The organism is Pseudomonas sp. IT-P12, assembly GCF_949767465.1.
Lineage (GTDB): Bacteria > Pseudomonadota > Gammaproteobacteria > Pseudomonadales > Pseudomonadaceae > Aquipseudomonas.
In genome coordinates this window covers 1,073,451-1,097,661 of sequence record NZ_CATKPY010000021.1, presented here as the reverse complement: position 1 = coordinate 1,097,661, position 24,211 = coordinate 1,073,451, and the positions used below count along the sequence as shown (strand labels likewise).

Below are 24,211 nucleotides of genomic sequence, written 5' to 3'. Positions count from 1 at the left end.
GCTGAGCGGTCGTCTGCTTAGATCAATTGGATCTCATCGGTGCGCAGGGGACGGTACTCGCCCGGTTTTAGTGCGCTGTCGAGCACCAGCGGGCCCATGGATTCGCGGTGCAGGCGCAGCACTTTGTTATCGAAGTGGCCGAACATGCGCTTCACCTGGTGGTAACGGCCTTCGACGATGCTCAGGCGCGCCGACTTCGGTCCCAGCAGCTGCAATTGCGCCGGCTGCGTGGTGAGGTCTTCGAAAGCGAAATACAGGCCCTCGGTGAACTTCAGCGCACAGTCCGGACCGATCACCTGCTCTGTCTCGACGTAGTAGACCTTGGGCAGTTTGGTCTGCGGCTGGGTCAGGCGTCGTGACCAGCTGCCGTCATTGGTGATCAGCATCAGGCCGGTGGTGTTGAAGTCCAGGCGCCCGGCGATGTGCAGGTCATGCTTGTCCGGCTCGTCGATCAGGTCGAGCACGGTCGGATGCTGCGGATCGCGGGTGGCGCTCACGCAGCCGGGTGGTTTGTGCAGCATGAAATAGCGCGCAGGCTTGCCTGCCTGGAGCAGCTCTTCGTCGACCTCGACACGGCTGAATTCCAGTACCTCGGCGTGCGGGTCGCTGACGATTTTTCCGTCGACGCGCACGCGCTTTTCCACCAGCAACAGGCGAACCTGCTTGCGGTTGAAGCGCGGCAGGTTGCTGAGAAAACGGTCAACACGCATGAAGGGAAATCGACAGGAAAGGGCCGCGCATCTTACGCGATCGGCCGGGTGGCTGCTTACAGCTGCGCTTCGACCTGCGCGCAACGCGGGCACAGGCAGGAGGCGTCGCGCAGTTCGGCCGGCAGCGCTTCGAGGACTGCCGGGTCGATGCTGACGCCGTAGCACCAGCAGGGCCGGTCGGCGGTGCGCGGGTCGGCCAGGGTGCAGTCGTTGGCGGCGCCGCAGGCCGGGCAGAATTCGGGTTTGTTCATGTCGGTTCAGGCATAACTGGTCTGGGGCATTTCCGCGCAGGTGCGGTTCCGGCCGGATTGCTTGGCCCGGTACATCGCATGATCGGCCCGGGAGATGAGGGTGTGCAAGGTCTCATTCGGTTGCAACGTGCTGAGGCCGATGCTGACCGTCAACTGCAAGGCCTGCCCGTTGTAGCTGTAACGCTGCTGTTCGACATGGTGGCGGATTTTCTCGGCGATCTTCAGGCCGGTCTCACCGTCGGTGTCCTTGAGCAGCACGATGAATTCTTCGCCACCCCAGCGGCAGACGATGTCGGCGTGGCGCAGGCAACTTTCCAGGTCGCGGGCAAAACCGACCAGCACCTGGTCGCCGGCCAGGTGACCGTAGGTGTCGTTCAGCACCTTGAAGTGATCCAGGTCCAGCAGCATCGCTGTCAGCGGCTGTGGCTCCCGGTGCGCCTCTTGCAGCGCCTGCGCCGCCAGCAGGTCGAAGCCGCGACGATTGGGTAGCTCGGTCAGGCTGTCCAGCGTCGCCTGCGTCTGGATCTTGCCCTGATAGCGCCCGATCACCCGGTTGAGCAGGACCAGGACGATCAGGGTGACGACCAGGCAGATCAGCAGGTTGAGGTACAGCGACTGGCGGATTTCACTCAAGGCGCCATCTTCGCGCTTGTCGACGAACAGGTACCAGTTCAGCTCCGGGATGAACCGCACGTTGAGGAAATGTCCGTGGCCCTGGCCGGAGTATTCGTAGCTGCCGCTGTGAGGGTTGGGCAGCTGGCTGACGAGGTTCTTCATGCTCTCGATTTCGCCCAGGGTCTGGCCGATGTGCGCACCTTGCGGGCCGCCATCGGCGCCGGTCAGCACCAGGCGGCCGAAGTTGTCGACGAAAAACACGCTGCGCTGATAACGCTGCTGGTATTTGTCGATCAGCTTGATCACCGCATCGACGGTCAGGCCGACGCCCGCCGCGCCAATGAAACGGTTGTCGTAGTCGAAGACCTTGTAGTTGATGAAGAAGGTCAGGTTGTCGCGGTTGGCCAGGTCCGGGTCGACGTTGATCTCGTAGGGATCGGCCATGTCACGCACGCGGAAGTACCAGGCATCGCGCGGTTCATCGACTCGGACCTGCTTGAGCACGCCTTTGGCGTGGTAGTAGGTCAGCGTGGAATTGGAGACGAAGAACGCGGTGTAGGCGCCGTAGTGGGTCATGACCTCGTTGAGGTAGCGGGTCATTTGCTCGGGGTTTTGTTCGCCCCCGACCACCCAGTCGCGCATGAAGGTGTCACGGGCCATCATCGAAGAAATCAGGATCGGCCTGACGAGGTCTTTCTGGATTTCGGAGTACACCGTGTCCGACGTCAACGGCAGTTCGGTGTTGACGATGTTGTCGCGGATCGAGGCGCGCGAGGCGTAGTAGCTGAGCAGGGACGTGGCGAGAAAGCCGGCGCCCAGCAGCGCGATCAGCGTGAGCACCAGCGAACGTTGCGTATACAGCGGCGAGTGAAGCGGCATGGCGAATCCGTTGGCAATGACTCCGTGATCAGCATTCTAGTGGCACTGCGCGGAAAAAACTGCGGGATTTGCAGGGTGAATCGGCACGGATCAGGTCTTACCGGGTCCTTGTGGGCGCGGGCTTGCTCGCGAATGGGCCTGGCAGGCGACAGCCTGCCGAATGTCAGACCGCCTTCGCGAGCAAGCCCGCTGCCACAGCAGGGATCACTGGGCCAGGTAGGCGCGCCATCCGCCCAGATGACTGATGTTCACCGCGCCCTCCAGTCCATACTGCTCACAGATGAAGCCGCTTTCCCAACGGCCATCGGCCAGTTGCACCTTGCCCAGGCCGAGCGGCGCCGGAATGCCGGTCAGGAACGAACCCAGTTCGCTGCTCGGCAACTCCCAGACCTCCACCGCAATCGCCACGCCGCCTTCCCTGACGCGCACCATGCCCGGGCGAAACGGTGGGCCGCCGGCCAGGGCATGGAGTTGATAGTCCGGCGAGCTGAAGGTGGTCTCGACCAGCGTCGCGCCACGCCGCTTGAGTTGCCAGTTCAGCGCCAGCCCCTCCAGGTGCGCGCCGCACACCACCAGCCGCGCGCGGTCGTGGCGGGCGACGGCGCTGGAAGCCGGCGCCGATGAGCCACGCTGGAACGCCTCCGCCACGCTCAACAGGTACTGATCGGTAAAGGCCCGGCCAAACAACGTCACGCCCCAGGGCAGGCCATTGCCCATGAAACCGCTCGGCACCGCGACGGCGGCGTAGTCGAGCAGGTTCATGAAGTTGGTGTAGTAACCCAGTTCCGAGTTGCGCAGCACCGGCTCGGCTTCCAGCTCGGCCAGCGTGACGGGCCGACCGATGGTGGGCGTGACGACGCAATCCAGACCTTCCAGGGCCTGGTCGCACTGGGCTTTCAGGGCTTGCAGTCGATACTGCGCACGGAATGTCTGCACACCGCTCACGGCGGGTGCCTTGGCCAGCACGGCCTGGATCACCGGCAGCACCGCCTGCGGATTCTGTTCCATCAACTCGCCCGCAACGCTGTAGCGCTCAGCCACCCATGGGCCTTCATAAAGCAAGCGTGCCGCTTCGAAGAACGGCGTCATGTCCAGCTCGATCGCTTCGCCACCCAGAGATTTGAGCTGATCGACCGCTTGAGCAAACAACCGTGGCCCTTCGGTGCAACCGAAGAACTCCAGGTCCTGGGCACGCGGCACGCCGAAGTGGAAAGGGCGCGGCGTACCGAACGCCGAGCCGTCATTCCACAGCGGGTTGCGGCGACTGTACGCGTCCTTTGTATCGAAGTGGGCGGTGAGCGCCAGCAACTGGCTGGCCTCCCGGGCGGTAGCGGTAAAGGTCGTGACGCAATCCAGCGTGCGGCACGCCGGCAGCACGCCGGCGGTGGAGATCAGGCCCTTGCTGGCCTTCATCCCCACCAGATTGTTCAGCGCGGCGGGCACGCGCCCGGAGCCTGCGGTGTCGGTGCCCAGGGAAAAGCTCGCGACCCCCAGCGCCACGGCCAGCGACGAGCCGGCACTCGAGCCGCCCGAGGGATACTCCGGCAGCACGCTGTTGGGGCAGGCGCCATACGGCGAGCGACTGCCGTTGAGGCCGGTGGCGAACTGGTCGAGGTTGGTCTTGCCCAGCGGAATCGCCCCCAATGCCAGCAGCTGCTCGACGATGGTCGCCGACGCCTGCGGCACATAGGCAAACGCCGGGCACGCCGCCGTGGTGGGGATGCCCGCCAGATCGATGTTGTCCTTGATCGCGAACGGCACGCCGTACAACGGCAGGCTGTCGAGGTCACGGTCGTCGAGTGCGGCGAGGTACGGTTCCAGTTCCTCGACACTGAGCAGGTGAATGAACAGGTGATAGTCGGGGTTCAGCGCCGCGGCTTTTTCGCGCAGGGCCAGCAGCAGTTTTCGGGGCGTAGTGCTGCCATCGCGGTAGGCGCTGCGCAGGGCGTCGAGTTGCAGATTGAAGTTCATGGGGTCAGTCCTGTTCAAAGGGGTTCAGTCGAGTGCCAGCACCACGACGCGCTGTCCGGCGCGTACCGCCGAACCCGGTTGCACGCGGATCTCGCGCACCACGCCGGCCATCGGCGCCAGCAGTGGAATTTCCATCTTCATCGACTCCAGGATCACCAGCACATCACCGGCGGCCACGCGGCTGCCGACCTGCACCTGGACTTGCCAGAGGTTGCCGGCAATGTGGCTGTCGACGCTCATTTCACCGCTGGCCAGGGGGGCGTCCTCGGTGGTGGGCGGCGCCGCTTCTTCGCTGTCGAAATGCGCCTGGCCGCTGGCGAGCCAGCGCTCGCGCTCGGCGTTGAACGCGCCTTGTTGGCGGGTGCGAAACGCGGCAATGGTCTCGGCCTGCCGGGCGAGAAAGGCCTGGTAGTCGGCGAGGTTCAGCTGACTGTGCTCGATGTTCAGGTCGAAGCGCCCGAGCGGGAAATCGCGGCGGATGCGCAGTAATTCGTCGGCACTCACCGGGTAGAAACGGATCTGGTCGAAGAAGCGCAGCAGCCACGGCTTGCCATCGAACGCGGCGACTTCGCGGTAGCGGTTCCACATCTGCAAGGTCCGACCGACGAACTGGTAACCGCCGGGACCTTCCATGCCGTACACGCACATGTAGGCGCCGCCGATGCCCACCGAGTTTTCGGCGGTCCAGGTACGGGCCGGGTTGTACTTGGTGGTCACCAGGCGGTGCCGTGGGTCGAGCGGGGTGGCCACCGGCGCACCGAGGTACACGTCGCCCAGCCCCATCACCAGGTAGCTGGCGTCGAACACCGTGCGCTGCACTTCATCGAGGTTCGGCAAATCGTTGATGCGGCGGATGAACTCCAGGTTGCTCGGGCACCAGGGCGCGTCCTTGCGCACGGTGGTCATGTATTTTTCGATGGCCAGCTGGCAGGCCGGGTCGTCCCAGGACAGCGGCAAATGGACGATGCGCGACGGCACTTGCAGGTCCCGGGCGGCGCACACCGCGTCCCATTCGCCGGCGACGATGCCGAGCAGGTCGGCCAGCGGCAGTTGTTCGGGCTGGTAGTGCACTTGCAGCGAACGAATGCCCGGCGTCAGGTCGATCACGCCGTGCAGCTGTTTGCCTTGCAGCGCCTGCATCAGGGCATGGGCGCGAAAGCGCAGGACGAGGTCCAGTTCGGGATCGCCGATTTCCAGCAGCAGGTGCGTGTCACCCGACAGCCTTGCGACCAAACGTGTGTCTCCCAGACCCAACTCCAGCACCACCGGCGACGTAAGCCCCTGTGGGAGCGAGCCTGCTCGCGATGAAGTGGACGCGGTGTCAGGGCTGGCCCCATCGCGAGCAAGCCCGCTCCCACAGGGGGCGTTCCAGTTCAAGGCGAGGCTGCGGGCGGTTGCGAGATCAACGGGGACAAACTGCACCTTGTCCCCAGCCTTCAGTTGGCCAAGTTGCCACAGATCCGCCTCGATCACCGTCACCGGACAGACGAACCCGCCCAGGCTCGGTCCGTCCGGCCCGAGGATCACCGGCATGTCGCCGGTGAAGTCCACCGCGCCAATGGCGTACGGGTTGTCGTGGATGTTCGACGGATGCAGGCCGGCTTCGCCGCCGTCGGCGCGCACCCATTGTGGCTTTGGTCCGATCAGGCGAACGCCGGTGCGGCTGGAGTTGAAATGCACTTCCCAGCGGGTGTCGAAGAAGGTGCCGATGTAGTCTTCGGTAAAGTATTCCGGCGCGCCGTGAGGGCCATAGATCACTCGGATCTGCCGAACGGCCGGCAACACGGTGACCTGTTCGTCGGACAGTTGTCGGCCGGCGCTGCGGTCGGCCAGGGCCGGCAGATGCAAGACGTCCCCGGCGCGCAGGGCACGACCGCCGTGGCCGCCAAACTGGCCGAGGGTGAACGTGCTTTTGCTGCCCAGGTAATCCGGCACCTGCAGGCCACCGCGCAGGCACAGGTAGCTGCGTGCGCCCGCACCGGCGAGGGTGCCCAGGCTCAACGTGGCCCCGGCGGGAATCAGCAGCGCGGTGTTCATCGCGACCGCTTGGCCATTCAGCGTCAACGGGATCGCGGCGCCGGTCACTGCCACCACCGCTTCGCAATTGAAGCGCAGCAACGGCCCGCTCATGGTGATTTCCAGCGCGGCGGCGCCTTCCTCATTGCCCAGCAACAGATTGCCCAGGCGCAATGCGCGGCTGTCCATCGGCCCCGATGGCGGCACGCCTACGGCCCAATAGCCGAGGCGGCCGGGATAGTCCTGAACGCTGGTCTGGGTGCCGGCGCCAAGCACTTCAAAGGTGTTGGCACGATAGACCAGGTCTTCCAGGCAGCGGGTCCATGGCTGGCCGCTGGCGAACGGCGTATCGAGGACAATCTGGCGCAGGTAGTCGCGGTTGGTTTCCACGCCGTAGAGCACGCTGGCGCCCAGGGCTTGGTGCAGGTCGGCACGGGCTTGCTCGCGGGTCGGTGCCCAGCAGATGACCTTGGCGATCATCGGGTCGAAGTAGGGTGGAATCTCGCAGCCGGCCTCGACCCAGGTGTCGATGCGCAGTCGCTTGCCGTCGGCGACAGGGAAATCGACGGCCGTGAGCAGGCCCGGACTCGGCTGGAAATCGCGGCCCGGATCTTCGGCGTACAGCCGCGCCTGAATCGCATGGCCGTCGGCGTTCAACCCCTGGCCCAGGACGCTCAGGGGCGGCAGGTCACCGGCCGCCAGTTCGATCATCCAGCGCACCAGGTCGACGCCCCACACCTGTTCGGTGACCCCGTGTTCGACCTGCAGGCGGGTGTTCACTTCCAGGAAGTAGAAGCGCTGGTCTTCGCTGTCGAAGACGAATTCCACGGTGCCGGCGCTGCGGTAGTTCACCGCTTTCGCCAGTTTGATCGCCGCCGCGCACAGGGCCTCGGCCATGCCGTCGGGCAGGTTGGGTGCCGGGGTTTCCTCGAGGACTTTCTGGTTGCGGCGCTGCACCGAGCAATCGCGCACGCCGAGGGCAATCACCTCGCCGCGACCGTCGCCGAACACCTGCACTTCGAGGTGACGGGCACGCTGGATGTATTTCTCGATGAACACCCCGGCGTCGCTGAAATTGTTCTGGCCGAGGCGTTTCACGGCGTCGAAGGACTCGCCCAGCTGCGCCGCGTCGCGGCACACCCGCATGCCGATGCCGCCACCGCCGGCGGTGCTCTTGAGCATCACCGGGTAACCGATCTGTTCAGCGGCTTTCAGCGCGGCGTCGAGGCTGTCGAGCAGTTCGGTGCCTTCGAGCATCGGCACGCCGTGTTGTCTGGCCAGGGCGCGAGCGGTGTGTTTGAGGCCAAACACGCGCAGTTGCTCCGGCGTCGGGCCGATGAACGCGATGTCGGCGGCTTCGCAGGCTTCGGCGAACGCGGCGTTTTCCGAGAGGAAGCCGTAGCCGGGATGGATCGCCGTGGCGCCAGTGGTTTTGGCGATGGCGAGGATTTTCTCGACCGCGAGATACGTGCCGGCCGCCGCGCCTTCACCGAGGCTGTGGGCTTCATCCGCTTGCAGGATGTGCAGGCTGGCGGCATCGGCTTCGGAGTACACCGCCACGCCGGTGACGTGCAGGTCGCGCAGGGTGCGCAGGATGCGGCAGGCAATGGCGCCACGGTTGGCAATCAGGACTTTTTCGAACATGGCATAACCCCTGGAGGGGATGCGGGCCGTCCCGCAGTTTTTCGATCAGCGCCGGGGTCGTCCCTGGCGGGAAAATCTCTTCAAACCATCGTTGGCTCCTTGTGGGAGCGAGCCCGCTCGCGATGGCGTCGGCACATTCCTCCGTGAGGTCGCCTGATACACCGCTATCGCGAGCAGGCTCGCTCCCACAGGGGAAAAACCGTAGGGGTTTATTTTTTCAGGCACTGCCCCGAACGCGCCTGGCACAGGACGAACAACCAGCGACGCAAGCGCACCATTTTCAGTTCCATACCAGCAGCTCCGCAGGCGTCGGGTTGTAGGCGTTGCAGGGGTTGTTCAATTGCGGGCAGTTGGAGATCAGCACGATCACGTCCATCTCCGCCCGCAGGTCGACGTACTTGCCCGGAGCCGAAATACCGTCTTCGAAGGTCAGGCCGCCGTCGGCGGTGACCGGCACGTTCATGAAGAAATTGATGTTCGGCCCGATGTCGCCCTTGCCCAGGCGACCGTCGTGGACGCAGGCGCGCAGGTAGTTGTCGCGGCAGCTGTGCATGTAGCGTTTTTCCAGGGCGTAGCGCACGGTGTTGCTCTCTTGTGCGCAGGCACCGCCGAGGGTGTCGTGACGTCCGCAGGTGTCCGCGACGATGGTCAGCATCGGTTTGCCGAGGTTGGAATACAGCACGCTGCCGGTGCTCAGGTAGACGCTGTTCTGCCGGCGCAGGGTGCGCTGCACGTCGTAGCGCTCCTTGGGGTTGGCGACGCTGTAGAACAGGGTGTCGACCGCCTGGTTGCCTTCCAGGTCGAGGATGCGCAGGGTCTGGCCGGCCTTGACCTCCATCAGCCAGGGTTCGCCGGCCGGGATGGTGGCGCGGTAGACCGCTGTTTCCGGGAGCTTTTGAGCGGTAGCGATTGCAAGTGACATGGCAGCGATCCTCAGGCGAACAGGCGGTCGGTGTTGATGAAGCCGCGCTCGTTTTCCGGGCGCGAGGTACGGCAGTGTTCGGCGACGCTGGCGTCGGCGTTCATCCAGCTCAGCTTCAGCGGTTTGGGGGCGTAGTCCGGCGACGGGTCCATCGGGTGTTGCAGCGCGGTCAGCACCACCAGGGTGTCCATGGGCGCGTACAGCTCGATGTAGTCGCCGGCCCTGGAATGGCCTTCGACGAAGTGGAACCGCCCGGCCTCATCGACATTCACCCGGCTGAACAGGTTGAGGGTCATCAGCAGGTCCGACAGGCCCAGGCCCCACTTGCCCAGCTCCACCAGCAGGTTGTCGGTGCCGTTGCGGAAGAAGCCGTTGCGCAGCTCCTGGTAGCGCCCGGCACCGTATTTTTCTGCGACTTCCTCAGCGCACAGCACACCGCCGAGGCTGTCGCTCCAGCCGCAGGTGTCGGCGGTGATCGCCGCCAGCACCCGGCCCATGTCCGAATACAGGCAGTGGCCGCGGGTGAGCTTGGCGGTGTGTTGGCATTTGAGGCTGTCGGGCAGGTTCAGGCGTTCGGTTTTTTCGTTGGCGTTGAGCAGCGTCAGGCTGACGTTGGCGCCGCCGCGCAGGTCGGTCAGGCGCAGCAGTTGGCCGCGCTTCAGGACGAAGGAGCGATGGCCGCCACCGGGCAGGGTTTCTTCGGCGAAGGGCGGGAACAGTTGGGTCGAATCGGTCATGGGAAAACTCCTCTCAAGCGGTGCGAAGCACGCCTGCCAGTGTGGGCGGCAAGGCGTCGACGGCGGCGCGTTGGGCGCGGCGGTCGCTGTTCAAAGGGATGTCGTAAGTGATGCGTGCGCCATAGGCGCCGGGGGCGTGCGGGTCGAGTCGAACCTTGTCGAACACCAGCAGGCGCGTGCCGAGGCTGAAGCCTTCGGACAGGTCATGGGTGACCATGAACACCGTCAGTTGCGTCTCGCGCCACAGCTCAAGGAGCAAAGCGTGCATGTCCTTGCGGATGCCCGGGTCGAGCGCGCCGAAGGGTTCGTCGAGCAGCAGCACGCGGGGTTTCATGATCAGTGCCTGGGCGATGGCCAGCCGTTGTTGCATGCCGCCGGAGAGCTGCGCCGGGTATTTGTCCAGCGCGTGGCCGAGGCCGACTTTGTGCAGCAACACCGAAGCCTGCTCCCGGGCGTGTTTTTTCGCGCTGCCAAACAGCCGTCCGAGCAACGGCGAGCGCGGCAGTTCGAGGCCGAGGGCGACGTTGTCGAGCACCGACAGGTGAGGGAACACCGAGTAGCGCTGGAACACCACGCCACGGCTCGCATCCGGTTCACTGGCCAGGGTCTGGCCATCGAGCAGGATCTCGCCGCGACTGGCGCGCTCCTGGCCGAGCAACAGGCGCAGGAATGTCGATTTGCCGCAACCCGAGGCGCCGACCAGGGTGCAGAACTCCCCTTCATTGACGTTCAGGTTCAAGCCTTCGAGCACCACCTGATCAGCGTATTGCTGCCAGACGTTCTTCACGGTGATGAAGCTCATGCGCGCGCTCCTTCATACCAGGGGAAGGCGCGTTGGGTCAGGCGCTTGAGGCCCCAGTCCATCAGCCAGGCAAGCAGGGTGATCCACACCACGTACGGCAGGATCACGTCCATGGCCAGGTAACGACGCACCAGGAAAATCCGGTAGCCGAGACCGTCGGTGGAGGCGATGGCTTCGGCCGCAATCAGGAACAACCACGCCGAGCCGAGCATCAGCCGCAGCGAGATCAGCAGGCGCGGCAGCAGTTGCGGCAGGACCACGCGCAGCATCAGGGTCCAGGTCGAGGCGCCGAGCGTCTGGGCCTTGATCAGCAGTTCGACGGGAATTTCCCGTGCCCGTTGTTCCAGATCCCGCGCCAGGCACGGGGTGATGCCGATCACGATCAGCATCACCTTCGACAATTCCCCCAGCCCGAACACGATGAACAGAATCGGCAGGATCGCCAGCGGTGGCACCATCGACAGCACCGTCAGCAGCGGTGACAACGGTGCGCCAAACAGCGGCAGGGTGCCGGCGGCAATGCCCAGGCACAGCCCGGCCAACGCACTGATACCCAGACCGATGGCCAACCGTTGCAGGCTCGACGCGGTGTCCTGCCACAGCAGGTATTCACCGGTGCGTGTGTCCGCCACGAAGGCCAGGCGCTTGACCGCGTCGGCCATTTGCACGGCGCTCGGCAGCAGCTTGTCGTTGGGGTTTTCCGTCAGCCGCTCGGCCGAGCCCATGAAGTAGGCAAACAGCACCAGGGCGAACGGCAGGATCACCAGCAACAGGCGACTCGGGCGGTCCGGGTGACGATTGATCAGGCGCATGGCCAGGTCCTCTTCTTACAGCTTGGCGTCGGCGGCCATTTGCACGTAGCTGGGGTCGAAACGCAGCTTGAGATTGCTCTTGTCGCCACTGGTCACGCCGTTTGCGAAGGCCATGCCGACCGCGCTGGTGTCCTTGGCCCCTTCACCCAGCAAGCCGTGCTGGAACGAGAACTCGGCGACCCGGCGCATGGTTTCCGGCAATTGCTTGCTGGTGGCGAAGGCGAGGGCTTGCTGTGGGGTGGCGAATAGCTTGGTGGTGTCCAGTTGCGCCTGGAAACCTGCGAGGTCGGTGCCGGAGGCCTTGGCCATATGCTCGAGTGCGGCCTGGCCGGCGGCGTTCTTCGCGTTCATCAACTCGACCACTTCGAACCAGGCGCCGGTCAGGGCCTTGCCCAAGGCCGGGTTGTCCTTGAGGGTGGCGCTGTTGACCACCATCATGTCCATGATTTCGCCGGGGATCTGGCTGGAGTTGAACACTTCGGTCACGCCGGGTTTGGCCTTGATGTCCGAGAGCATCGGGTTCCAGGTGGTGACGGCGTTGACCTGTGCAGTGTTGAATGCGGCAGCGATGTCGGCGTCGGAGGTGTTGACCACTTTCAGGTCTTTCTCGGTGAGATCGACCGAGTCCAGCGCGCGGGCCAGCAAGTAGTGGGACACCGACAGCTCCACCAGGTTGACGTCCATGCCCTTGAGGTCGTTGACAGTCTTGCCCTCGCCCTTGAGGACGACGCCGTCGTTGCCGTTGGAGAAGTCGCTGACGATCAGCGCGGTGCTGTCAACGCCACCGGCGGCCGGGATGGTCAGCGCGTCCATGTTGGTCATGGTGCAACCATCGAACTGGCCGGCGGTGTATTGGTTGATGGATTCGACGTAATCGTTGAGCTGCACCACATCGATCTTGATGCCGTACTTCTTTGCCCATTTGTCGACGATGCCCTGGCTGCCTGCGTACTCCCAGGGCATCCAGCCGGCGTAGATGGTCCAGCACACGCTGAAGTGGTCTTTTTGTGCGGCTTGGGTCGAAACGCTCACGAAGGCTGCGAAGGCAGCGGCAAGCAGGGCGGGTAAACGAAGCTGGGGCATGGTGGTTCTCCAGTTGATCAAGGGCGGACAGGAGGCAATGCGGCACCGTTGACGGTGGCTTGTCTCCCGGGCTTTTGTCCCGCCGTGTAACCTCAACTGGAGGTCGCCAACTCTCGGACCAGCCACTCGCCTTGGCGAGCCGGAACCCTAGTCAGCCATTTGCAAATTGTGGTGCCGCGAACCTGTGATGACTCCTGCACGAGGTTGTTAAAGCGAGAGACGTGCCAAGTCGCTCCAGGCCCTCTGCGCTGGGGATCGATGTGCAAGGGCAGGCCGCAGGTCGGCGTTGGTTGCGTCGTGATGGTGCACGAACGCACCGGGATGCAGCATCGACGGCCGCCGATCCGAAGGTCGCCGCAGGCCTTGCACTCGCTGATCAAAAAACAGTCAATACAGGAGTCAGCTGTTCCTGTATCGGCTGCAGGTCTTTTCAGGAGGCCGCCATGTTTCGTCGACTGTTGTTGGGTGTCGTGCTCGGTGTCGGGCTGTCCGGCTGCTACTACTATGCCGGTTCGTACGACGTGTATTCCTCGCCTTATTACTCCCCGGGCTACGCGCCTTACTCCTACTACTACGGCCCGCGCTATTACTACGGTCCGCGCTTTTACGGTGGTTATCGCTACTACTATTGGGGAGGGCACGCGCCGCGTTATTACGGCGGTGGATATCGGGGAGGGCACCATTAACCAGCGCATGAATGGATGAAAAACCTTTCATCGGCGAGATGTTTCAACTTGTTGCAAGACCGCACCAGATTTCGGATTCGATGTCTGATCTTTCGACAGTCTCCTAATAATTGACTGTCGCTCGCCAGCGTCGCTGGTGTGGCTCACTCGCGGTCCAGGAGGCCGCCATGCACTGTCTAAAGCAGCTACGTCGAATTCTTCTGATTGCTGTCTCGGGTTTGACCATCGGTGCGTGCGTGCCCTACGCCGATGGGGGCAGCTATTACAGTTCCGAGATGTATTCGTCCCCGGCGCCGTACTATTCCGGTGGCGGGGCCTACTATTCAAACGGCGGCTACTACAGCTCGCAACGCCGCTACTACTCGCCACCGGCCCGGTACTACCAGCCCACCCCGCGCTACTACTACCAGCCGCGGGTTTATCAACCAGCGCCGCGTTATTACCAGCCATCGCCACGGGGCGATTACCGAGCCCATCAGAATCGCGGCTGGGACAACCACAGCCGCAGCGGCTGGGATGGTCGCAACCGTGGAGGCTGGAACAACGATTACCGGGGAGGCCATGGCGGTCGCGATGGCCGGGGTGGAAGAGGCGACCACAATGGTCGCGGTGACCATGATGGCCGCGGTGGCCGACGCTGATTTGAGTGAAACGCCTGACCGAGTGGGAGCGAGCAAAAGCGCTCCCACGTTCGTTCAGTGATCCTGCAGATCCGCCAACGGATGCCGCCCCTCCCAGGCTTTCTGGAAGTGCGCCTCGACCACCGCCTGCGGCACGTGGTTGATGTCCGACCAATGCCAGTGCGGCTGCTGATCCTTGTCGATCAAGCGCGCCCGCACGCCTTCACTGAACTCGGGGTGACGGCAGCAATTGAGGCTCAGGGTGTATTCCATCTGGAACACCTGCGCCAGAGACAGGTGGCGAGCGCGGACGATTTGCTCCCATACCAGATGCGCGGTCAGTGGCGAGCCTTCACTCAGGGTGCGGGCGGCGCGGCTGAGCAGCAGGTCGCTGCTGTCGCGCTGCTGGCTGATGGCCTGCCAGGCGCAACGCACGTCGCTGACATCCAGCAGTTCGTCGATCTGCTGGCGTCGTGGCAGCCACTGGGCATCGGGCATCTGAGCGAGGGCTTCCTGTTGCAAGGCCTTGAGCAGGCTGTTGAGTTGCACCGGCGTCTGTTCCTGCCAGTTCAATTGCAGCAAACCTTCGATCAAGGCCTGTTGCTGTTCATCGAGCAGGAAGCGGTCGGCCAAGTCCAGATCGAGCGCATCCCGGCCATTCATGTGCGCGCCGGTCAGGCCGAGGAACAGGCCGAGCTTGCCGGGCAGGCGCGACAGGAACCAGCTGGCGCCGACGTCCGGGTACAGACCGATGCTGATCTCGGGCATCGCCAGGCGGCTGCTGGGTGTGACAATGCGGATGCTGGCGCCCTGCAGCAGGCCCATGCCACCGCCCAGCACATAACCATGGCCCCAACAGATCAGCGGTTTCGGGTAGGTGTGCAGGTAGAAGTCCAGACGGTATTCCGCCGCGAAGAAGTTCGCCACCAATGGCGGCACTTCGCCGGGGTGTGCGCGACACGCTTCCACCAGGCTGCGCACGTCGCCGCCGGCGCAAAAGGCCTTGGCCCCGTTGCCGCGCAACAGCACGCAGACCACCTGTGGATCCTTGGCCCAGGCGTCGAGCCGATCGCGCAGGGCGTTGATCATCGGCAGGGACAGGGCGTTCAGGGACTTTTCGGCGTCCAGGCTGGCGACTGCGATGCGGGCGCCGTCGGTGCCGATCAGTTCTTCGAAGTGCAGATTCATCGTGACCTCGATCGGGAATTTGAGCGTTCAGTATGATCGCTGTGTGGGAAAGTGCCGGATCTGCGTCAGATCAATTGACAAGTGTGATGGGCTTTCCTAGGGTTCGCCCCATTGTTTTTGCCGGGTGTAACCATGACTGCTGACGACCGTATCAAACTCGAACCGAGCTGGAAGGAGGCACTGCGTGCTGAGTTCGACCAGCCCTACATGGCAGAGTTGCGCAATTTCCTGCAACAGGAGCGTGCGGCCGGCAAGGAGATCTATCCACCGGGCCCGCTGATTTTCAACGCACTCAATTCCACGCCGCTGGACAAGGTCAAGGTGGTGATCCTCGGCCAGGATCCTTATCACGGTCCGGGCCAGGCCCATGGCCTGTGTTTCTCGGTGCAGCCGGGCGTGCCGGCGCCGCCGTCGCTGGTGAACATCTATAAAGAGTTGAAGCGCGACCTGAACATCGACATTCCCAATCACGGCTACCTGCAAAGCTGGGCCGACCAGGGCGTATTGATGCTCAACACCACCATGACGGTCGAGCGTGCCAATGCCAACGCGCACAAGGACAAGGGCTGGCAGTTCTTCACCGACCGGATCATTGAAGTGGTCAGCCAGCAGCAGCCACACCTGGTGTTCATGCTCTGGGGCTCCCATGCCCAGAGCAAACAGAAGCTGATCGATGCGACCAAACACCTGGTGTTGACCTCGGTGCATCCGTCGCCGCTGTCGGCTTATCGTGGCTTTCTGGGGTGCGGGCACTTCAGCCGGACCAACAAGTTCCTGGAGCAGCATGGCGAGACGCCGATCGAGTGGCGGTTGCCGCCGGTCTGAGGTGTTGACCGGGATGGCCCCTTCGCGAGCAGGCTCGCTTCCATAAGGAGCAAGCGTACCCTGCTCGCGAAAGGGATGATTCGTCCTTCAGTCCGGGTTGCGATTCCAGTACTTGAACAACGGCTCGGCCAGAAACAGCACAAACAGCAGCCGCATCACCTGCATTGCCGTCACCAGCGGCACCGACAATTGCAGGGTTTCCGCCGTCAGGCTCATCTCCGCAATCCCGCCCGGCATCATGCCCAGGGTCAGCGAACGCAAATCCAGATGCGTCAGCGCACTCAAGCCCAATGCCGCCGCCGTGGCGATCAACATCGTCAGCACGGTGCCCATCAGGGTCCGTCCCATGAAGGAAGGCGCGCGCCGGAAAAACTGCCGGTTGAAATGACAGCCAAGGCCGCTGCCGATCAGCCATTGGCCCATCTGGCTGCCGCCGTTGGGCAGACTGATGTGCAGGTCCCAGGCAATGCTCACCGCTGCACTGACCAGCAAAGGCCCGAACAGCCATGGGTTGGGTTGACGAAGACGTTCCCACAGCCAGGCGGCCAGAGCACCTGCCGGAAACAGAAGGGCCAGCCAGCGCCAGTCGACGGCCGCCGGATGAAAGATCGGCGCGCCATCACCCAGCAGGTATTTGAAAGCGGCCGGCACGCACAGCACCACCACCAGCACCCGCAGGCTTTGCCCCGCCGCGACGCGGCTGAGGACCGCGCCATTGCGCGCGCCGAGGTTGACCATCTCGCCGGAGCCGCCTGGCATGCTGGAGAAAAAGGCGGTGGCGCGATCCTCGCCGGTGCGTCGCATCAACCAGACGCCGACCACGGCCGACAGGCTGGTGACCAACGCACCGAAGAAGATCAGGCCGAAGTGGCTCAGCACCTGCTCCATCACCACCGGGGTGAAATGCAGGCCGATGCCGATGCCGACAATCCACTGGCCGCACTTGCGGCCGCCAGGGATTTCCGCCAGTTGCCACGGCGTCAGGCAGCGCACCAGGATGATCGCCAGCAAAGAGCCGACCATCCAGGGCAGCGGCCAGCCAACCAGGCTGGCCAGGTAACCGCCCAGCGCGCCCACCAGCGGCGTCCCCCACCAGGCGTTGAACGGTGTTCGATCAGACATCGGCTACCGCGCGACGAGCGAGCGAACGTTTGCGCCAGATCCGCAGCAGCGGCAGCGACAGCATGAACACGGTCAGTACCCAGACGCCCAGGGTGATCGGGCTCGACCAGAGGATTTCCAGCGCACCGTTGGAAATCGACAGGGCGCGGCGCAGGTTCTGCTCCATCAGGCCACCGAGGATGAACCCCAGCAACACCGGCGACAGCGGGAAATCCAGCTTGCGCAGGATGTAACCGAAGATACCGATACCGACCATCAGGAACAGGTCGAAGGTGGTGGCATGCACCGCGTAGACACCGATCCCGGTGATGATCGCGATCACGGGCACCAGCGCCCAGTTCGGCACGGCAAGGATGCGGGTGAAGATGCGGATCATCGGGATGTTGAGGATCACCAGCATGATGTTGGCGATGAACAACGAGGCGATCAGGCCCCAGACGATGTCCGGTTGCTGCTGGAACAGCAGTGGGCCGGGGGTGATGTTGTACAGCGACAGGGCGCCGATCATCACGGCTGTGGTGCCCGAACCCGGAACGCCCAGGGTCAGCATTGGCACCAGCGCGCCGCACGCCGAAGCGCCGATGGCGGTTTCCGGCGCAGCCAGGCCACGCATGTCGCCCTGGCCGAAGGTGCCCTTGGCGCCGGCGATGCGCTTTTCGGTCATGTAGGCCACGGCGCTGGCGAGGGTCGCACCTGCACCCGGCAACACGCCCATGATGAAGCCGAACACGCCGCAGCGAATGTTCACCACGAACACCGCCGATGCTTCCTTGAGGTTGAACATCATGCGGCCGGTGGCTTTCACCGCTTCCTGGCCGCGATGGGTTTTTTCCAGCAGCAAAAGGATTTCGCTGATGGAGAACAGGCCCAGCACCAGCACCACGAATTGAATGCCGTCGGTCAGGTGAATGTTGTCCCCGGTAAAGCGGTACACGCCGCTGTTGGCATCAATGCCGACGGTCGACAGGAACAGGCCGATCAACGCCGCGATGAAGGTCTTCAGCGGACGATCGCCGGCCATGCCGCCGAGGCAGACAATCGCGAACACCATCAGGACGAAGTATTCCGCCGGGCCGAAGGCAATCGCCCATTTCGCCAGCAGCGGCGCGAACAGCACCATGCCGCAGGTGGCAATGAACGCGCCGATGAACGAACTCCACGCCGACAGCGACAACGCCACACCGGCCAGGCCTTTGCGGGCCATCGGGTAGCCATCGAGCGTGGTCATCACGGTGGATGCTTCGCCAGGAATGTTCAGCAGGATCGAGCTGATCCGGCCGCCGTACTCGCACCCCAGGTAAACCGCCGCCAGCAGGATCAGCGCCGACTCCGGTGGCAGTCCGAGGGCGAAGGCGATCGGGATCAGCAGCGCCACGCCGTTGATCGGGCCCAGGCCCGGCAACAGGCCGACGACGGTGCCGATCAGGGTGCCGGACAGTGCCGTCACCAGGTTGTAAGGGCTCAGCGCGACGCCGAAACCCTGGCCCAAATAGCCAAGCGTATCCATATCAGTTCTCCAGAACGTCGAGCAGGCCCAGGGGCAGCGGCACGTCCATCAACTTGTCGAACAAAAGGTAGAGACCCACCGCCATCAGGGTGGTGACCACCACGCTGGGCAGCCAGCGACCGCCATACAGGCGTGCCATGGGGATGCCGATCAGCATGCTGCTGAGAATGAAACCCAGGGGCTCGAACAGCCCGGCGAAGATCAGCAGCAGCACGACGCAGAGGCCGATCTTGTTCAGGGTTTCACGGTCCAGCTGCGGGTCGTCCTCGCTGTGCACGATGGGCGTCGGACGGAACACCATGTACAGCAGCGCGCACCCCATCAGCCCGAGCATCAGCAAGGGAAAAGCCCTTGGGCCCACCGGTTCATAGGAGTAATCGGCCTGATAAGGCCACGCCATCAGTGCCAGGCCCAGACAGGCCAGCAACAACACCGAGGCAAAAATACGTTGTAAGAGCATGGCAAACTCCTGTGCCGCGACCCCGCCAGGCGGAGTCGCAGCCGCTAGACAGAGACGATCACTGAATCAGGCCGAACTCTTTGGCCAGCACCTTGTAGTCCGCGACCTGCTTCTTCACGTAGGTGTCCAGCTCCGGGCCGGTCATGGCGAACGGGAACAGCTCGCGCTGATCGCGCAGCTTGGCGAACTCGTCGGAAACCAGCAGCTTGTCGAACGCCTCTTTCCACCAGGCGTAATCTTCATCGCTGACCTTCGGCCCGAGGTAGAAGCCGCGAACCACCGGCCAGACAATGTCATAGCCCTGTTCCTTGGCGGTCGGGATGTCTTTCATTTCCGGCTCGTCCAGGCGTTTTTCGGAGAACACCGCCAGCAGGCGCATGTCACCACTCTGGATATGCGGCATGGAGTCGGAGATGTCGGTGCTGCCGACCTGGATGTGGCCGCCAAGCAGTGCCGTGGCGATTTCGCCGCCGCCTTCGAGGGCGACATAACGCAGGTCGCGCGGGTTGATCCCGGCGGCCTTGGCGATCAGCGCGGTCTGCATCCAGTCCTGGCTGCCGACGGTGCCGCCGGAACCGATGACCACGGAGCTTGGGTCTTTCTTCAGTGCCTTGACCAGGTCGTCCAGGGTCTTGTACGGCGAATCGCTTTTGACGGCGATGGCGCCGTAGCTGGTGCCGACGGCTGCCAGCCAGCGCACGGCATTCTCATCGAAGCGGCCGAACTTGCCCTGGGCCAGGTTCAGCAGCGAGCCGCTGGACCATGCCACCAGCGTCCCGGCATCGGCCGGCCGCTGGGCGACCACCGCGTTGTACGCCACGGCACCGACACCACCGGGCATGTAGGTCACGCGCATCGGTTTGGTCAGCAGTTTTTCATTGACCAGCGCGCTTTGCGCCAGTTTGCAGGTCAGGTCGAAACCGCCGCCGGGCGAAGCCGGGGCAATGCATTCCGGGCGTTTCGGTTCGGCCATCAGTTGGCCGGCAAACAGCATGCAGCTGGCGGCGAGGGCGAAACGGCGCAGTGATCGGTTCATGGTTTTCTCCACGGGAGTTGTTGTTTTTGGGGATGTTTCAGGTGCGACGGTTTCGCGTTGCGCAGCCGCAAACGGCGCTGACACGCGTCATCGAATCGAACGGGAGAGAAGGGAGCGGCGGACAAGCCTGGGGCTGTGTGGACAGCATGGCGCAGTACCTCGGTTATTGTTCTTATTGGCGAAAACGCTTCGTGGCGTTTTTCGGGCGCTACATTCAACGCAGGTGCAACGGTTGGAATGGGCAGGTTGAAACATTCCGTAACTTGACTCTAACCAGCGAACCTTTCGCTAACCTTTCAACAAACCTTCAGCAACCTTTTGCGTGGGTTTTCACGATTTTCAGGCTTCACAGCGACGGATGCAGCGGTAAACTCCGCGCCAAACAATGGCGTCGACCATCCCTGAACGAGGAAAAAATCCATGCGTGTTCTGCTCGTCGAGGACCATCTGCAGCTCGCCGAAAGTGTCGCCCAGGCACTCAAGAGCACCGGCCTGACCGTGGATGTGCTGCATGACGGCGTGGCCGCCGACCTGGCCTTGAGCAGCGAGGAGTACGCCATGGCGATCCTCGACGTCGGCTTGCCGCGCATGGATGGTTTCGAAGTGCTGGCGCGCCTGCGAACCCGTGGCAAGAACCTGCCGGTGCTGATGCTGACCGCCCGCAGCGACGTCAAGGACCGCGTCCATGGCCTGAACCTTGGCGCTGACGACTACCTGGCCAAGCCGTTCGAACTCACCGAACTGGAGGCCCGGGTCAAGGCGTTGTTGCGCCGCAGCGTGCTCGGTGGCGAACGCCAGCAGACCTGCGGCGTGCTGGCTTACGATCTGGACACCCGACGTTTCACCCTCAACGACGAACTGCTCACCCTGACCTCCCGCGAACAGGCGGTGCTCGAAGCGCTGATCGCCCGCCCCGGCCGGGTGATGAGCAAGGAGCAACTCGCTTCCCAGGTCTTTGGCCTGGACGAGGAAGCCAGCCCTGACGCCATCGAGATCTACGTCCATCGCCTGCGCAAGAAGCTCGACGGGCACCCGGTGGCCATCGTGACGTTCCGCGGGCTCGGCTACCTGCTGGAAAGCCGCGATGCATAAGCCCAGCAGTCTGCGCTGGCGGTTGCTGTGGAACCTCGCGCTGTTGCTGGTGGTGCTGATGCTGGCCAGTGGTTTGAGCGCCTACTGGAACGGGCGTGAAGCTGCCGACACGGCCTACGACCGGACCTTGCTGGCGTCCGCCCGAACCATCGCCGCCGGCGTATCGTCACGCGATGGCAGCCTCAGCGCCGACGTGCCTTACGTGGCCCTCGATACGTTTGCCTATGACAGCGCCGGGCGGATTTTCTACCTGGTCAACGACATCGACCAGAAGCTGATTTCCGGTTACGAGAACCTGCCGCCACCACCGCCAGGCACGCCGCGCACCGACGACTATCCGGCGCTGGCGCGGTTCTACAACGCCACGTACCAGGGCCAGAACGTGCGGGTGGTCAGCCTGCTCAAGCCCGTCAGCGAGCCGAACATGAACGGCATGGCGGAAATCCGCGTTGCGGAAACCGATGAAGCGCGCGTCAGCATGGCCCGCAGCCTGGCCGCCGACACCCTGTTGCGCCTGGGGATGCTGGCGATCGGTGCGTTGCTGATGGTGTGGTTCGCTGTCAGTGCCGCATTGCGTCCGCTGGAACGTTTGCGCACGGCGGTCGAGGAGCGGCAGCCCGACGACCTGCGGCCGCTGCCGTTGGTGGAAGTGCAGCATGAACTGTGGCCGCTGGTGCGGGCGCTCAATCACTTTACCGAGCGTCTGCGCGGACAGTTCGAGCGCCAGGCGCAGTTCATCGCCGATGCGGCCCATGAACTGCGCACGCCTTTGGCGGCGCTCAAGGCACGGCTGGAGCTGGGCCTGCGTTCGAACGAGCCCGAGACCTGGCGCAACACCCTGGACACCGCTGCACAGGGCACAGACCGCCTGACTCACCTGGCCAACCAGTTGCTGTCGCTGGCGCGGGTCGAGAACGGTGCCCGGGCGATCGCCGAAGGTGGCGCGCAGTTGCTGGACCTGAGCCAGTTGGCCCGTGAACTGGGCATGGCCATGGCGCCGCTGGCCCATGCCCGTGGCGTTGCCCTGGCGCTGGAAGCGGACGAGCCGGTATGGCTGCGCGGCGAGCCGACGCTGTTGAACGAGCTCTTGAGCAACCTGGTGGATAACGCGCTGGCTCACACGCCACCCGGTGGCAATGTCATCCTGCGGGTCTCGGCGCCGGCGGTGCTGGAGGTCGAGGACGATGGGCCGGGGATCCCGCTGGAAGAGCGCGACCGTGTATTCGAACGCTTTTACCGGCGCAACCAGCAAGTCGCCGGCTCCGGCTTGGGCCTGGCAATTGTTGGGGAGATCTGCCGTGCGCACCTGGCGCAGATCAGCCTGCATGATGGCGAACAGGCGGGATTGAAGGTGCGGGTGAGTTTTATTGCCGGCTCGCGATGGGGCGATGCGGTCTGTCAGTAGAACATCGACCGCGACTCTTCGAGATCGCTGCACATTGCCTTGTTTTCCGGGTCAATCCCCAGTCGTTTGAAGGCTGGCACGTTGAACGGGTCGATCCGGGCAATGGGGTGGTCGGTGTCCTTGTAGCAATACAGGCTGGCGACCTGCACCAGGTCGATGTAATCCACGTGTGCGGACTCACGCTTGAAGTCCAGGTACAGCCGCGGAACCTGTACCAGCATTTCCGGAAACTCCCAGACCTGCAGCAGTTTTTCGCCCAGCACCGGATGAATGTGGTCGATCACGTGGTTCAGGCTGACCGGATCCGACAGCAGCTCATAGTGGTCTTCGGCGTAGGTCAGGATCGGCAGCACGCCGATCTGGTGCACCAGCCCGCCGAGCGCCGCCTGGTCCGGCTTGAGTTGCGTGTAGCTGCGGCACAACGCGTAGCTGACCCCGGCGATCTCCAGGCTCTTGCGCCAGACATCGCGCATCTTTTTTTCCACCACCTCGGAGCGTGCGTGGAAAATCTGTTCCATGACCAGGCCAATCGCCAGGTTACTGCTGTAATTGACACCCAGGCGAGTAATGGCCGTGTGCAAGTCAGTGACTTCCTGGGTCGCGCGCAGGAGCGGGCTGTTGACCACCTTGATCAATCGCGCGGACAGCGCGGTATCACGGCCGATCACCTTGCTCAGGTTACTGACACTGATTTCCGGGTCTTCAGCGGCCTTGCGAATTTGCATGGCCACTTCCGGCAACGTTGGCAGAACCAGGTCATCGTTATCGATGGCCTCAACCAAATCCTGTTGGATCTTATCCGCCAGCTCACTCATTTCTTTTCTCTAGGTGTTGCGACAAATGCTGCCGTCAGTGCTGGATTTCTCGATCGCGGTCCAGCTCGTAGGGCAGGTCGAGCAACTGCAGGGCCGGCCCTTCGAGTGTGCCCAGGTGGACATCACCGCTTTGCGCTGCTTCAGCTTGCAGCACGGCCAGCAATTCAACGTTGTGCCCGGTGTGCGCGGCCATCACGACTTCACCGATGGAACTGGCGTGGGTCGCCGAAAACAGGGGGGTTCCAGGCTCCGGTAGCTGATCGCCCGAAAGGCTCAGGCGATACAGGCGACGCTTGAGTTTGCCCAGGTACTGCATGCGCGCGACGATTTCCTGGCCGGTGTAGCAACCCTTCTTGAAACTCACGCCACCGACGGCCTGCAGGTTGAGCATCTGCGGAATGAACAGTTCGCGGGTGCCCGCCATGACCTGGCCGATCCCTGCTCGGACCTGGCCCAGCAGCCATTGGTTCAGGTCGCCCTCGGCCAACAGGGCGGACAGCTTGCCTTTGACGGCGTCAGCCTGATCGGCGGGCACCCAGAGTTCGGCGCGGTCCGGCGACACTCGCACGGCAATCAATGGGTCATTGCGCACGACGCTGTCGGTTTCGGCCGGCAGTTCAAGGCCCAGGCTGAGCAGAGCGGCATCACCCTTCTCTAGACCGAAGCGTACCCAGGCGGCGCTTTCATCGGTCAGCTTGGACTTGGAGAACACCGCGTACTTCTTCAGGTCCGCCAATTGCGGTTCCAGCAGTTCGCTGGCCATGGCCATGAGCACGCCATCCCCTTGCAGCAGGATGCGGAAGCTCGATTGCATTCGGCCTTTCTGCGTGCAGCGCGCGCCCAGGCTGGCCCGGGTGTCGCTGAGGTAATTGAGGTTGCAGGTCAGCTGGCCTTGCAGGTATTTGGCGGCATCCACGCCGCGGACCGCGAGAACGCCTTCGTGAGAGAGGGTGCAGAAAAAAGCAGAATCGGCCATGGGATATCGCAGGGTGAAAAGTCTGGGGGACATCATA

At 63.6% G+C, this 24,211-nt stretch carries 22 protein-coding genes and 1 riboswitch; of the genes, 5 read left to right on the top strand and 17 right to left on the bottom strand.

What is annotated here, in order from left to right; genetic code table 11:
- Window positions 1–17: 17 nt before the first annotated feature.
- The 10 genes from ACM6IM_RS14050 to ACM6IM_RS14005 all read right to left on the bottom strand — a co-directional run bounded on the left by ACM6IM_RS14050 (window position 18) and on the right by ACM6IM_RS14005 (window position 12,442).
- Window positions 18–710, bottom strand: a complete 693-nt coding sequence (locus ACM6IM_RS14050) for a pseudouridine synthase (RefSeq protein WP_414865428.1) — start codon at window positions 708–710, stop codon at window positions 18–20.
- 56 nt (window positions 711–766) lie between these two features.
- Window positions 767–961, bottom strand: coding sequence for a cysteine-rich CWC family protein (locus ACM6IM_RS14045; RefSeq protein WP_414865427.1), 195 nt, complete (start codon window positions 959–961; stop codon window positions 767–769).
- Between the two features lie 6 nt (window positions 962–967).
- Window positions 968–2,455: a sensor domain-containing diguanylate cyclase gene (locus ACM6IM_RS14040; protein WP_192302357.1), complete on the bottom strand. Its 1,488-nt coding sequence runs from the start codon at window positions 2,453–2,455 to the stop codon at window positions 968–970.
- 204 nt (window positions 2,456–2,659) lie between these two features.
- The gene (gene atzF / locus ACM6IM_RS14035) at window positions 2,660–4,426 is read right to left on the bottom strand and encodes an allophanate hydrolase (RefSeq protein WP_414865426.1); all 1,767 of its coding nucleotides are present in this window, start codon (window positions 4,424–4,426) and stop codon (window positions 2,660–2,662) included.
- Window positions 4,427–4,450: 24 nt separating this feature from the next.
- The gene (gene uca / locus ACM6IM_RS14030; protein ID WP_414865425.1) at window positions 4,451–8,086 is read right to left on the bottom strand and encodes an urea carboxylase; all 3,636 of its coding nucleotides are present in this window, start codon (window positions 8,084–8,086) and stop codon (window positions 4,451–4,453) included.
- Between the two features lie 280 nt (window positions 8,087–8,366).
- Window positions 8,367–9,008: an urea amidolyase associated protein UAAP2 gene (locus tag ACM6IM_RS14025; protein WP_192302354.1), complete on the bottom strand. Its 642-nt coding sequence runs from the start codon at window positions 9,006–9,008 to the stop codon at window positions 8,367–8,369.
- An 11-nt stretch (window positions 9,009–9,019) separates the two neighbouring features.
- Complete coding sequence (locus tag ACM6IM_RS14020) at window positions 9,020–9,745, bottom strand: urea amidolyase associated protein UAAP1 (RefSeq protein ID WP_192302353.1); 726 nt, start codon at window positions 9,743–9,745, stop codon at window positions 9,020–9,022.
- Window positions 9,746–9,758: 13 nt separating this feature from the next.
- Window positions 9,759–10,547 carry an ABC transporter ATP-binding protein gene (locus ACM6IM_RS14015; protein ID WP_414865424.1) on the bottom strand — a complete coding sequence of 263 codons (789 nt, stop codon included), beginning with the start codon at window positions 10,545–10,547 and terminating at the stop codon, window positions 9,759–9,761.
- Window positions 10,544–11,359, bottom strand: a complete 816-nt coding sequence (locus ACM6IM_RS14010) for an ABC transporter permease (protein ID WP_192302351.1) — start codon at window positions 11,357–11,359, stop codon at window positions 10,544–10,546. Before ACM6IM_RS14010 ends, ACM6IM_RS14015 begins: the two co-directional genes overlap by 4 nt.
- Window positions 11,360–11,374: 15 nt before the next feature.
- Window positions 11,375–12,442, bottom strand: coding sequence for a putative urea ABC transporter substrate-binding protein (locus ACM6IM_RS14005; RefSeq protein ID WP_414865423.1), 1,068 nt, complete (start codon window positions 12,440–12,442; stop codon window positions 11,375–11,377).
- 61 nt (window positions 12,443–12,503) lie between these two features.
- A riboswitch (guanidine-I (ykkC/yxkD leader) is annotated at window positions 12,504–12,604 on the bottom strand.
- A gap of 281 nt (window positions 12,605–12,885) precedes the next feature.
- Between ACM6IM_RS14005 and ACM6IM_RS14000 the strand changes: the two genes are divergently transcribed.
- Both ACM6IM_RS14000 and ACM6IM_RS13995 read left to right on the top strand, forming a co-directional pair.
- Window positions 12,886–13,128 carry a hypothetical protein gene (locus ACM6IM_RS14000; RefSeq protein ID WP_192302349.1) on the top strand — a complete coding sequence of 81 codons (243 nt, stop codon included), beginning with the start codon at window positions 12,886–12,888 and terminating at the stop codon, window positions 13,126–13,128.
- A gap of 167 nt (window positions 13,129–13,295) precedes the next feature.
- Window positions 13,296–13,769: a hypothetical protein gene (locus ACM6IM_RS13995; protein ID WP_414865422.1), complete on the top strand. Its 474-nt coding sequence runs from the start codon at window positions 13,296–13,298 to the stop codon at window positions 13,767–13,769.
- A gap of 54 nt (window positions 13,770–13,823) precedes the next feature.
- Here the strand turns inward: ACM6IM_RS13995 and ACM6IM_RS13990 are convergent, their stop codons facing one another.
- The gene (locus ACM6IM_RS13990; RefSeq protein ID WP_414865421.1) at window positions 13,824–14,936 is read right to left on the bottom strand and encodes an enoyl-CoA hydratase/isomerase family protein; all 1,113 of its coding nucleotides are present in this window, start codon (window positions 14,934–14,936) and stop codon (window positions 13,824–13,826) included.
- A gap of 132 nt (window positions 14,937–15,068) precedes the next feature.
- On the opposite strand from ACM6IM_RS13990, the gene ung reads away from it, so the two are divergent.
- Complete coding sequence (gene ung / locus ACM6IM_RS13985; RefSeq protein ID WP_192302343.1) at window positions 15,069–15,761, top strand: uracil-DNA glycosylase; 693 nt, start codon at window positions 15,069–15,071, stop codon at window positions 15,759–15,761.
- A gap of 87 nt (window positions 15,762–15,848) precedes the next feature.
- Here ung and ACM6IM_RS13980 read toward each other — a convergent pair whose 3' ends face one another.
- Genes ACM6IM_RS13980 through ACM6IM_RS13965 form a run of 4 tightly spaced genes read right to left on the bottom strand, consistent with a single transcriptional unit; the run spans window position 15,849 to window position 19,886 of the window.
- Window positions 15,849–16,883, bottom strand: coding sequence for an AbrB family transcriptional regulator (locus ACM6IM_RS13980; protein ID WP_414865420.1), 1,035 nt, complete (start codon window positions 16,881–16,883; stop codon window positions 15,849–15,851).
- Window positions 16,876–18,390: a tripartite tricarboxylate transporter permease gene (locus ACM6IM_RS13975; RefSeq protein WP_192302341.1), complete on the bottom strand. Its 1,515-nt coding sequence runs from the start codon at window positions 18,388–18,390 to the stop codon at window positions 16,876–16,878. The genes ACM6IM_RS13980 and ACM6IM_RS13975 overlap by 8 nt, the downstream gene beginning before the upstream one ends.
- A 1-nt stretch (window position 18,391) precedes the next feature.
- Entirely contained in the window at window positions 18,392–18,850 is a 459-nt protein-coding gene (locus ACM6IM_RS13970; protein ID WP_201196161.1) for a tripartite tricarboxylate transporter TctB family protein, read from the bottom strand.
- Between the two features lie 58 nt (window positions 18,851–18,908).
- Window positions 18,909–19,886: a Bug family tripartite tricarboxylate transporter substrate binding protein gene (locus ACM6IM_RS13965; protein ID WP_414865419.1), complete on the bottom strand. Its 978-nt coding sequence runs from the start codon at window positions 19,884–19,886 to the stop codon at window positions 18,909–18,911.
- Between the two features lie 420 nt (window positions 19,887–20,306).
- On the opposite strand from ACM6IM_RS13965, the gene ACM6IM_RS13960 reads away from it, so the two are divergent.
- Entirely contained in the window at window positions 20,307–20,978 is a 672-nt protein-coding gene (locus ACM6IM_RS13960) for a response regulator (RefSeq protein WP_192302338.1), read from the top strand.
- Window positions 20,971–22,383 (top strand): sensor histidine kinase, encoded by a 1,413-nt coding sequence (locus tag ACM6IM_RS13955; protein WP_414865418.1) that lies wholly within the window; start codon window positions 20,971–20,973, stop codon window positions 22,381–22,383. Before ACM6IM_RS13960 ends, ACM6IM_RS13955 begins: the two co-directional genes overlap by 8 nt.
- On the opposite strand, the gene ACM6IM_RS13950 is transcribed toward ACM6IM_RS13955, so the two are convergent.
- Both ACM6IM_RS13950 and ACM6IM_RS13945 read right to left on the bottom strand, forming a co-directional pair.
- Window positions 22,377–23,198: an HDOD domain-containing protein gene (locus tag ACM6IM_RS13950; protein WP_192302336.1), complete on the bottom strand. Its 822-nt coding sequence runs from the start codon at window positions 23,196–23,198 to the stop codon at window positions 22,377–22,379. The genes ACM6IM_RS13955 and ACM6IM_RS13950 overlap by 7 nt on opposite strands.
- Before the next feature lie 34 nt (window positions 23,199–23,232).
- Window positions 23,233–24,174, bottom strand: coding sequence for a YgfZ/GcvT domain-containing protein (locus tag ACM6IM_RS13945; RefSeq protein ID WP_414865417.1), 942 nt, complete (start codon window positions 24,172–24,174; stop codon window positions 23,233–23,235).
- Between the last annotated feature and the right edge of the window lie 37 nt (window positions 24,175–24,211).

Excerpts from the sequence above, each read along its gene's own strand:
- ACM6IM_RS14005 (WP_414865423.1), bottom strand. The coding sequence starts at position 12,442 with ATGCCCCAGCTTCGTTTACCCGCCCTGCTTGCCGCTGCCTTCGCAGCC.
- ACM6IM_RS14000 (WP_192302349.1), top strand. The coding sequence starts at position 12,886 with ATGTTTCGTCGACTGTTGTTGGGTGTCGTGCTCGGTGTCGGGCTGTCC.
- ACM6IM_RS13960 (WP_192302338.1), top strand. The coding sequence starts at position 20,307 with ATGCGTGTTCTGCTCGTCGAGGACCATCTGCAGCTCGCCGAAAGTGTC.
- ACM6IM_RS14010 (WP_192302351.1), bottom strand. The coding sequence starts at position 11,359 with ATGCGCCTGATCAATCGTCACCCGGACCGCCCGAGTCGCCTGTTGCTG.
- ung (WP_192302343.1), top strand. The coding sequence starts at position 15,069 with ATGACTGCTGACGACCGTATCAAACTCGAACCGAGCTGGAAGGAGGCA.
- ACM6IM_RS13945 (WP_414865417.1), bottom strand. The coding sequence starts at position 24,174 with ATGGCCGATTCTGCTTTTTTCTGCACCCTCTCTCACGAAGGCGTTCTC.
- ACM6IM_RS13950 (WP_192302336.1), bottom strand. The coding sequence starts at position 23,198 with ATGAGTGAGCTGGCGGATAAGATCCAACAGGATTTGGTTGAGGCCATC.
- ACM6IM_RS14040 (WP_192302357.1), bottom strand. The coding sequence starts at position 2,455 with ATGCCGCTTCACTCGCCGCTGTATACGCAACGTTCGCTGGTGCTCACG.
- ACM6IM_RS13975 (WP_192302341.1), bottom strand. The coding sequence starts at position 18,390 with ATGGATACGCTTGGCTATTTGGGCCAGGGTTTCGGCGTCGCGCTGAGC.
- ACM6IM_RS14025 (WP_192302354.1), bottom strand. The coding sequence starts at position 9,008 with ATGTCACTTGCAATCGCTACCGCTCAAAAGCTCCCGGAAACAGCGGTC.
- uca (WP_414865425.1), bottom strand. The coding sequence starts at position 8,086 with ATGTTCGAAAAAGTCCTGATTGCCAACCGTGGCGCCATTGCCTGCCGC.
- ACM6IM_RS14045 (WP_414865427.1), bottom strand. The coding sequence starts at position 961 with ATGAACAAACCCGAATTCTGCCCGGCCTGCGGCGCCGCCAACGACTGC.
- ACM6IM_RS13955 (WP_414865418.1), top strand. The coding sequence starts at position 20,971 with ATGCATAAGCCCAGCAGTCTGCGCTGGCGGTTGCTGTGGAACCTCGCG.
- atzF (WP_414865426.1), bottom strand. The coding sequence starts at position 4,426 with ATGAACTTCAATCTGCAACTCGACGCCCTGCGCAGCGCCTACCGCGAT.
- ACM6IM_RS13970 (WP_201196161.1), bottom strand. The coding sequence starts at position 18,850 with ATGCTCTTACAACGTATTTTTGCCTCGGTGTTGTTGCTGGCCTGTCTG.
- ACM6IM_RS13990 (WP_414865421.1), bottom strand. The coding sequence starts at position 14,936 with ATGAATCTGCACTTCGAAGAACTGATCGGCACCGACGGCGCCCGCATC.
- ACM6IM_RS14015 (WP_414865424.1), bottom strand. The coding sequence starts at position 10,547 with ATGAGCTTCATCACCGTGAAGAACGTCTGGCAGCAATACGCTGATCAG.
- ACM6IM_RS13995 (WP_414865422.1), top strand. The coding sequence starts at position 13,296 with ATGCACTGTCTAAAGCAGCTACGTCGAATTCTTCTGATTGCTGTCTCG.
- ACM6IM_RS14020 (WP_192302353.1), bottom strand. The coding sequence starts at position 9,745 with ATGACCGATTCGACCCAACTGTTCCCGCCCTTCGCCGAAGAAACCCTG.
- ACM6IM_RS13965 (WP_414865419.1), bottom strand. The coding sequence starts at position 19,886 with ATGAACCGATCACTGCGCCGTTTCGCCCTCGCCGCCAGCTGCATGCTG.
- ACM6IM_RS14050 (WP_414865428.1), bottom strand. The coding sequence starts at position 710 with ATGCGTGTTGACCGTTTTCTCAGCAACCTGCCGCGCTTCAACCGCAAG.
- ACM6IM_RS13980 (WP_414865420.1), bottom strand. The coding sequence starts at position 16,883 with ATGTCTGATCGAACACCGTTCAACGCCTGGTGGGGGACGCCGCTGGTG.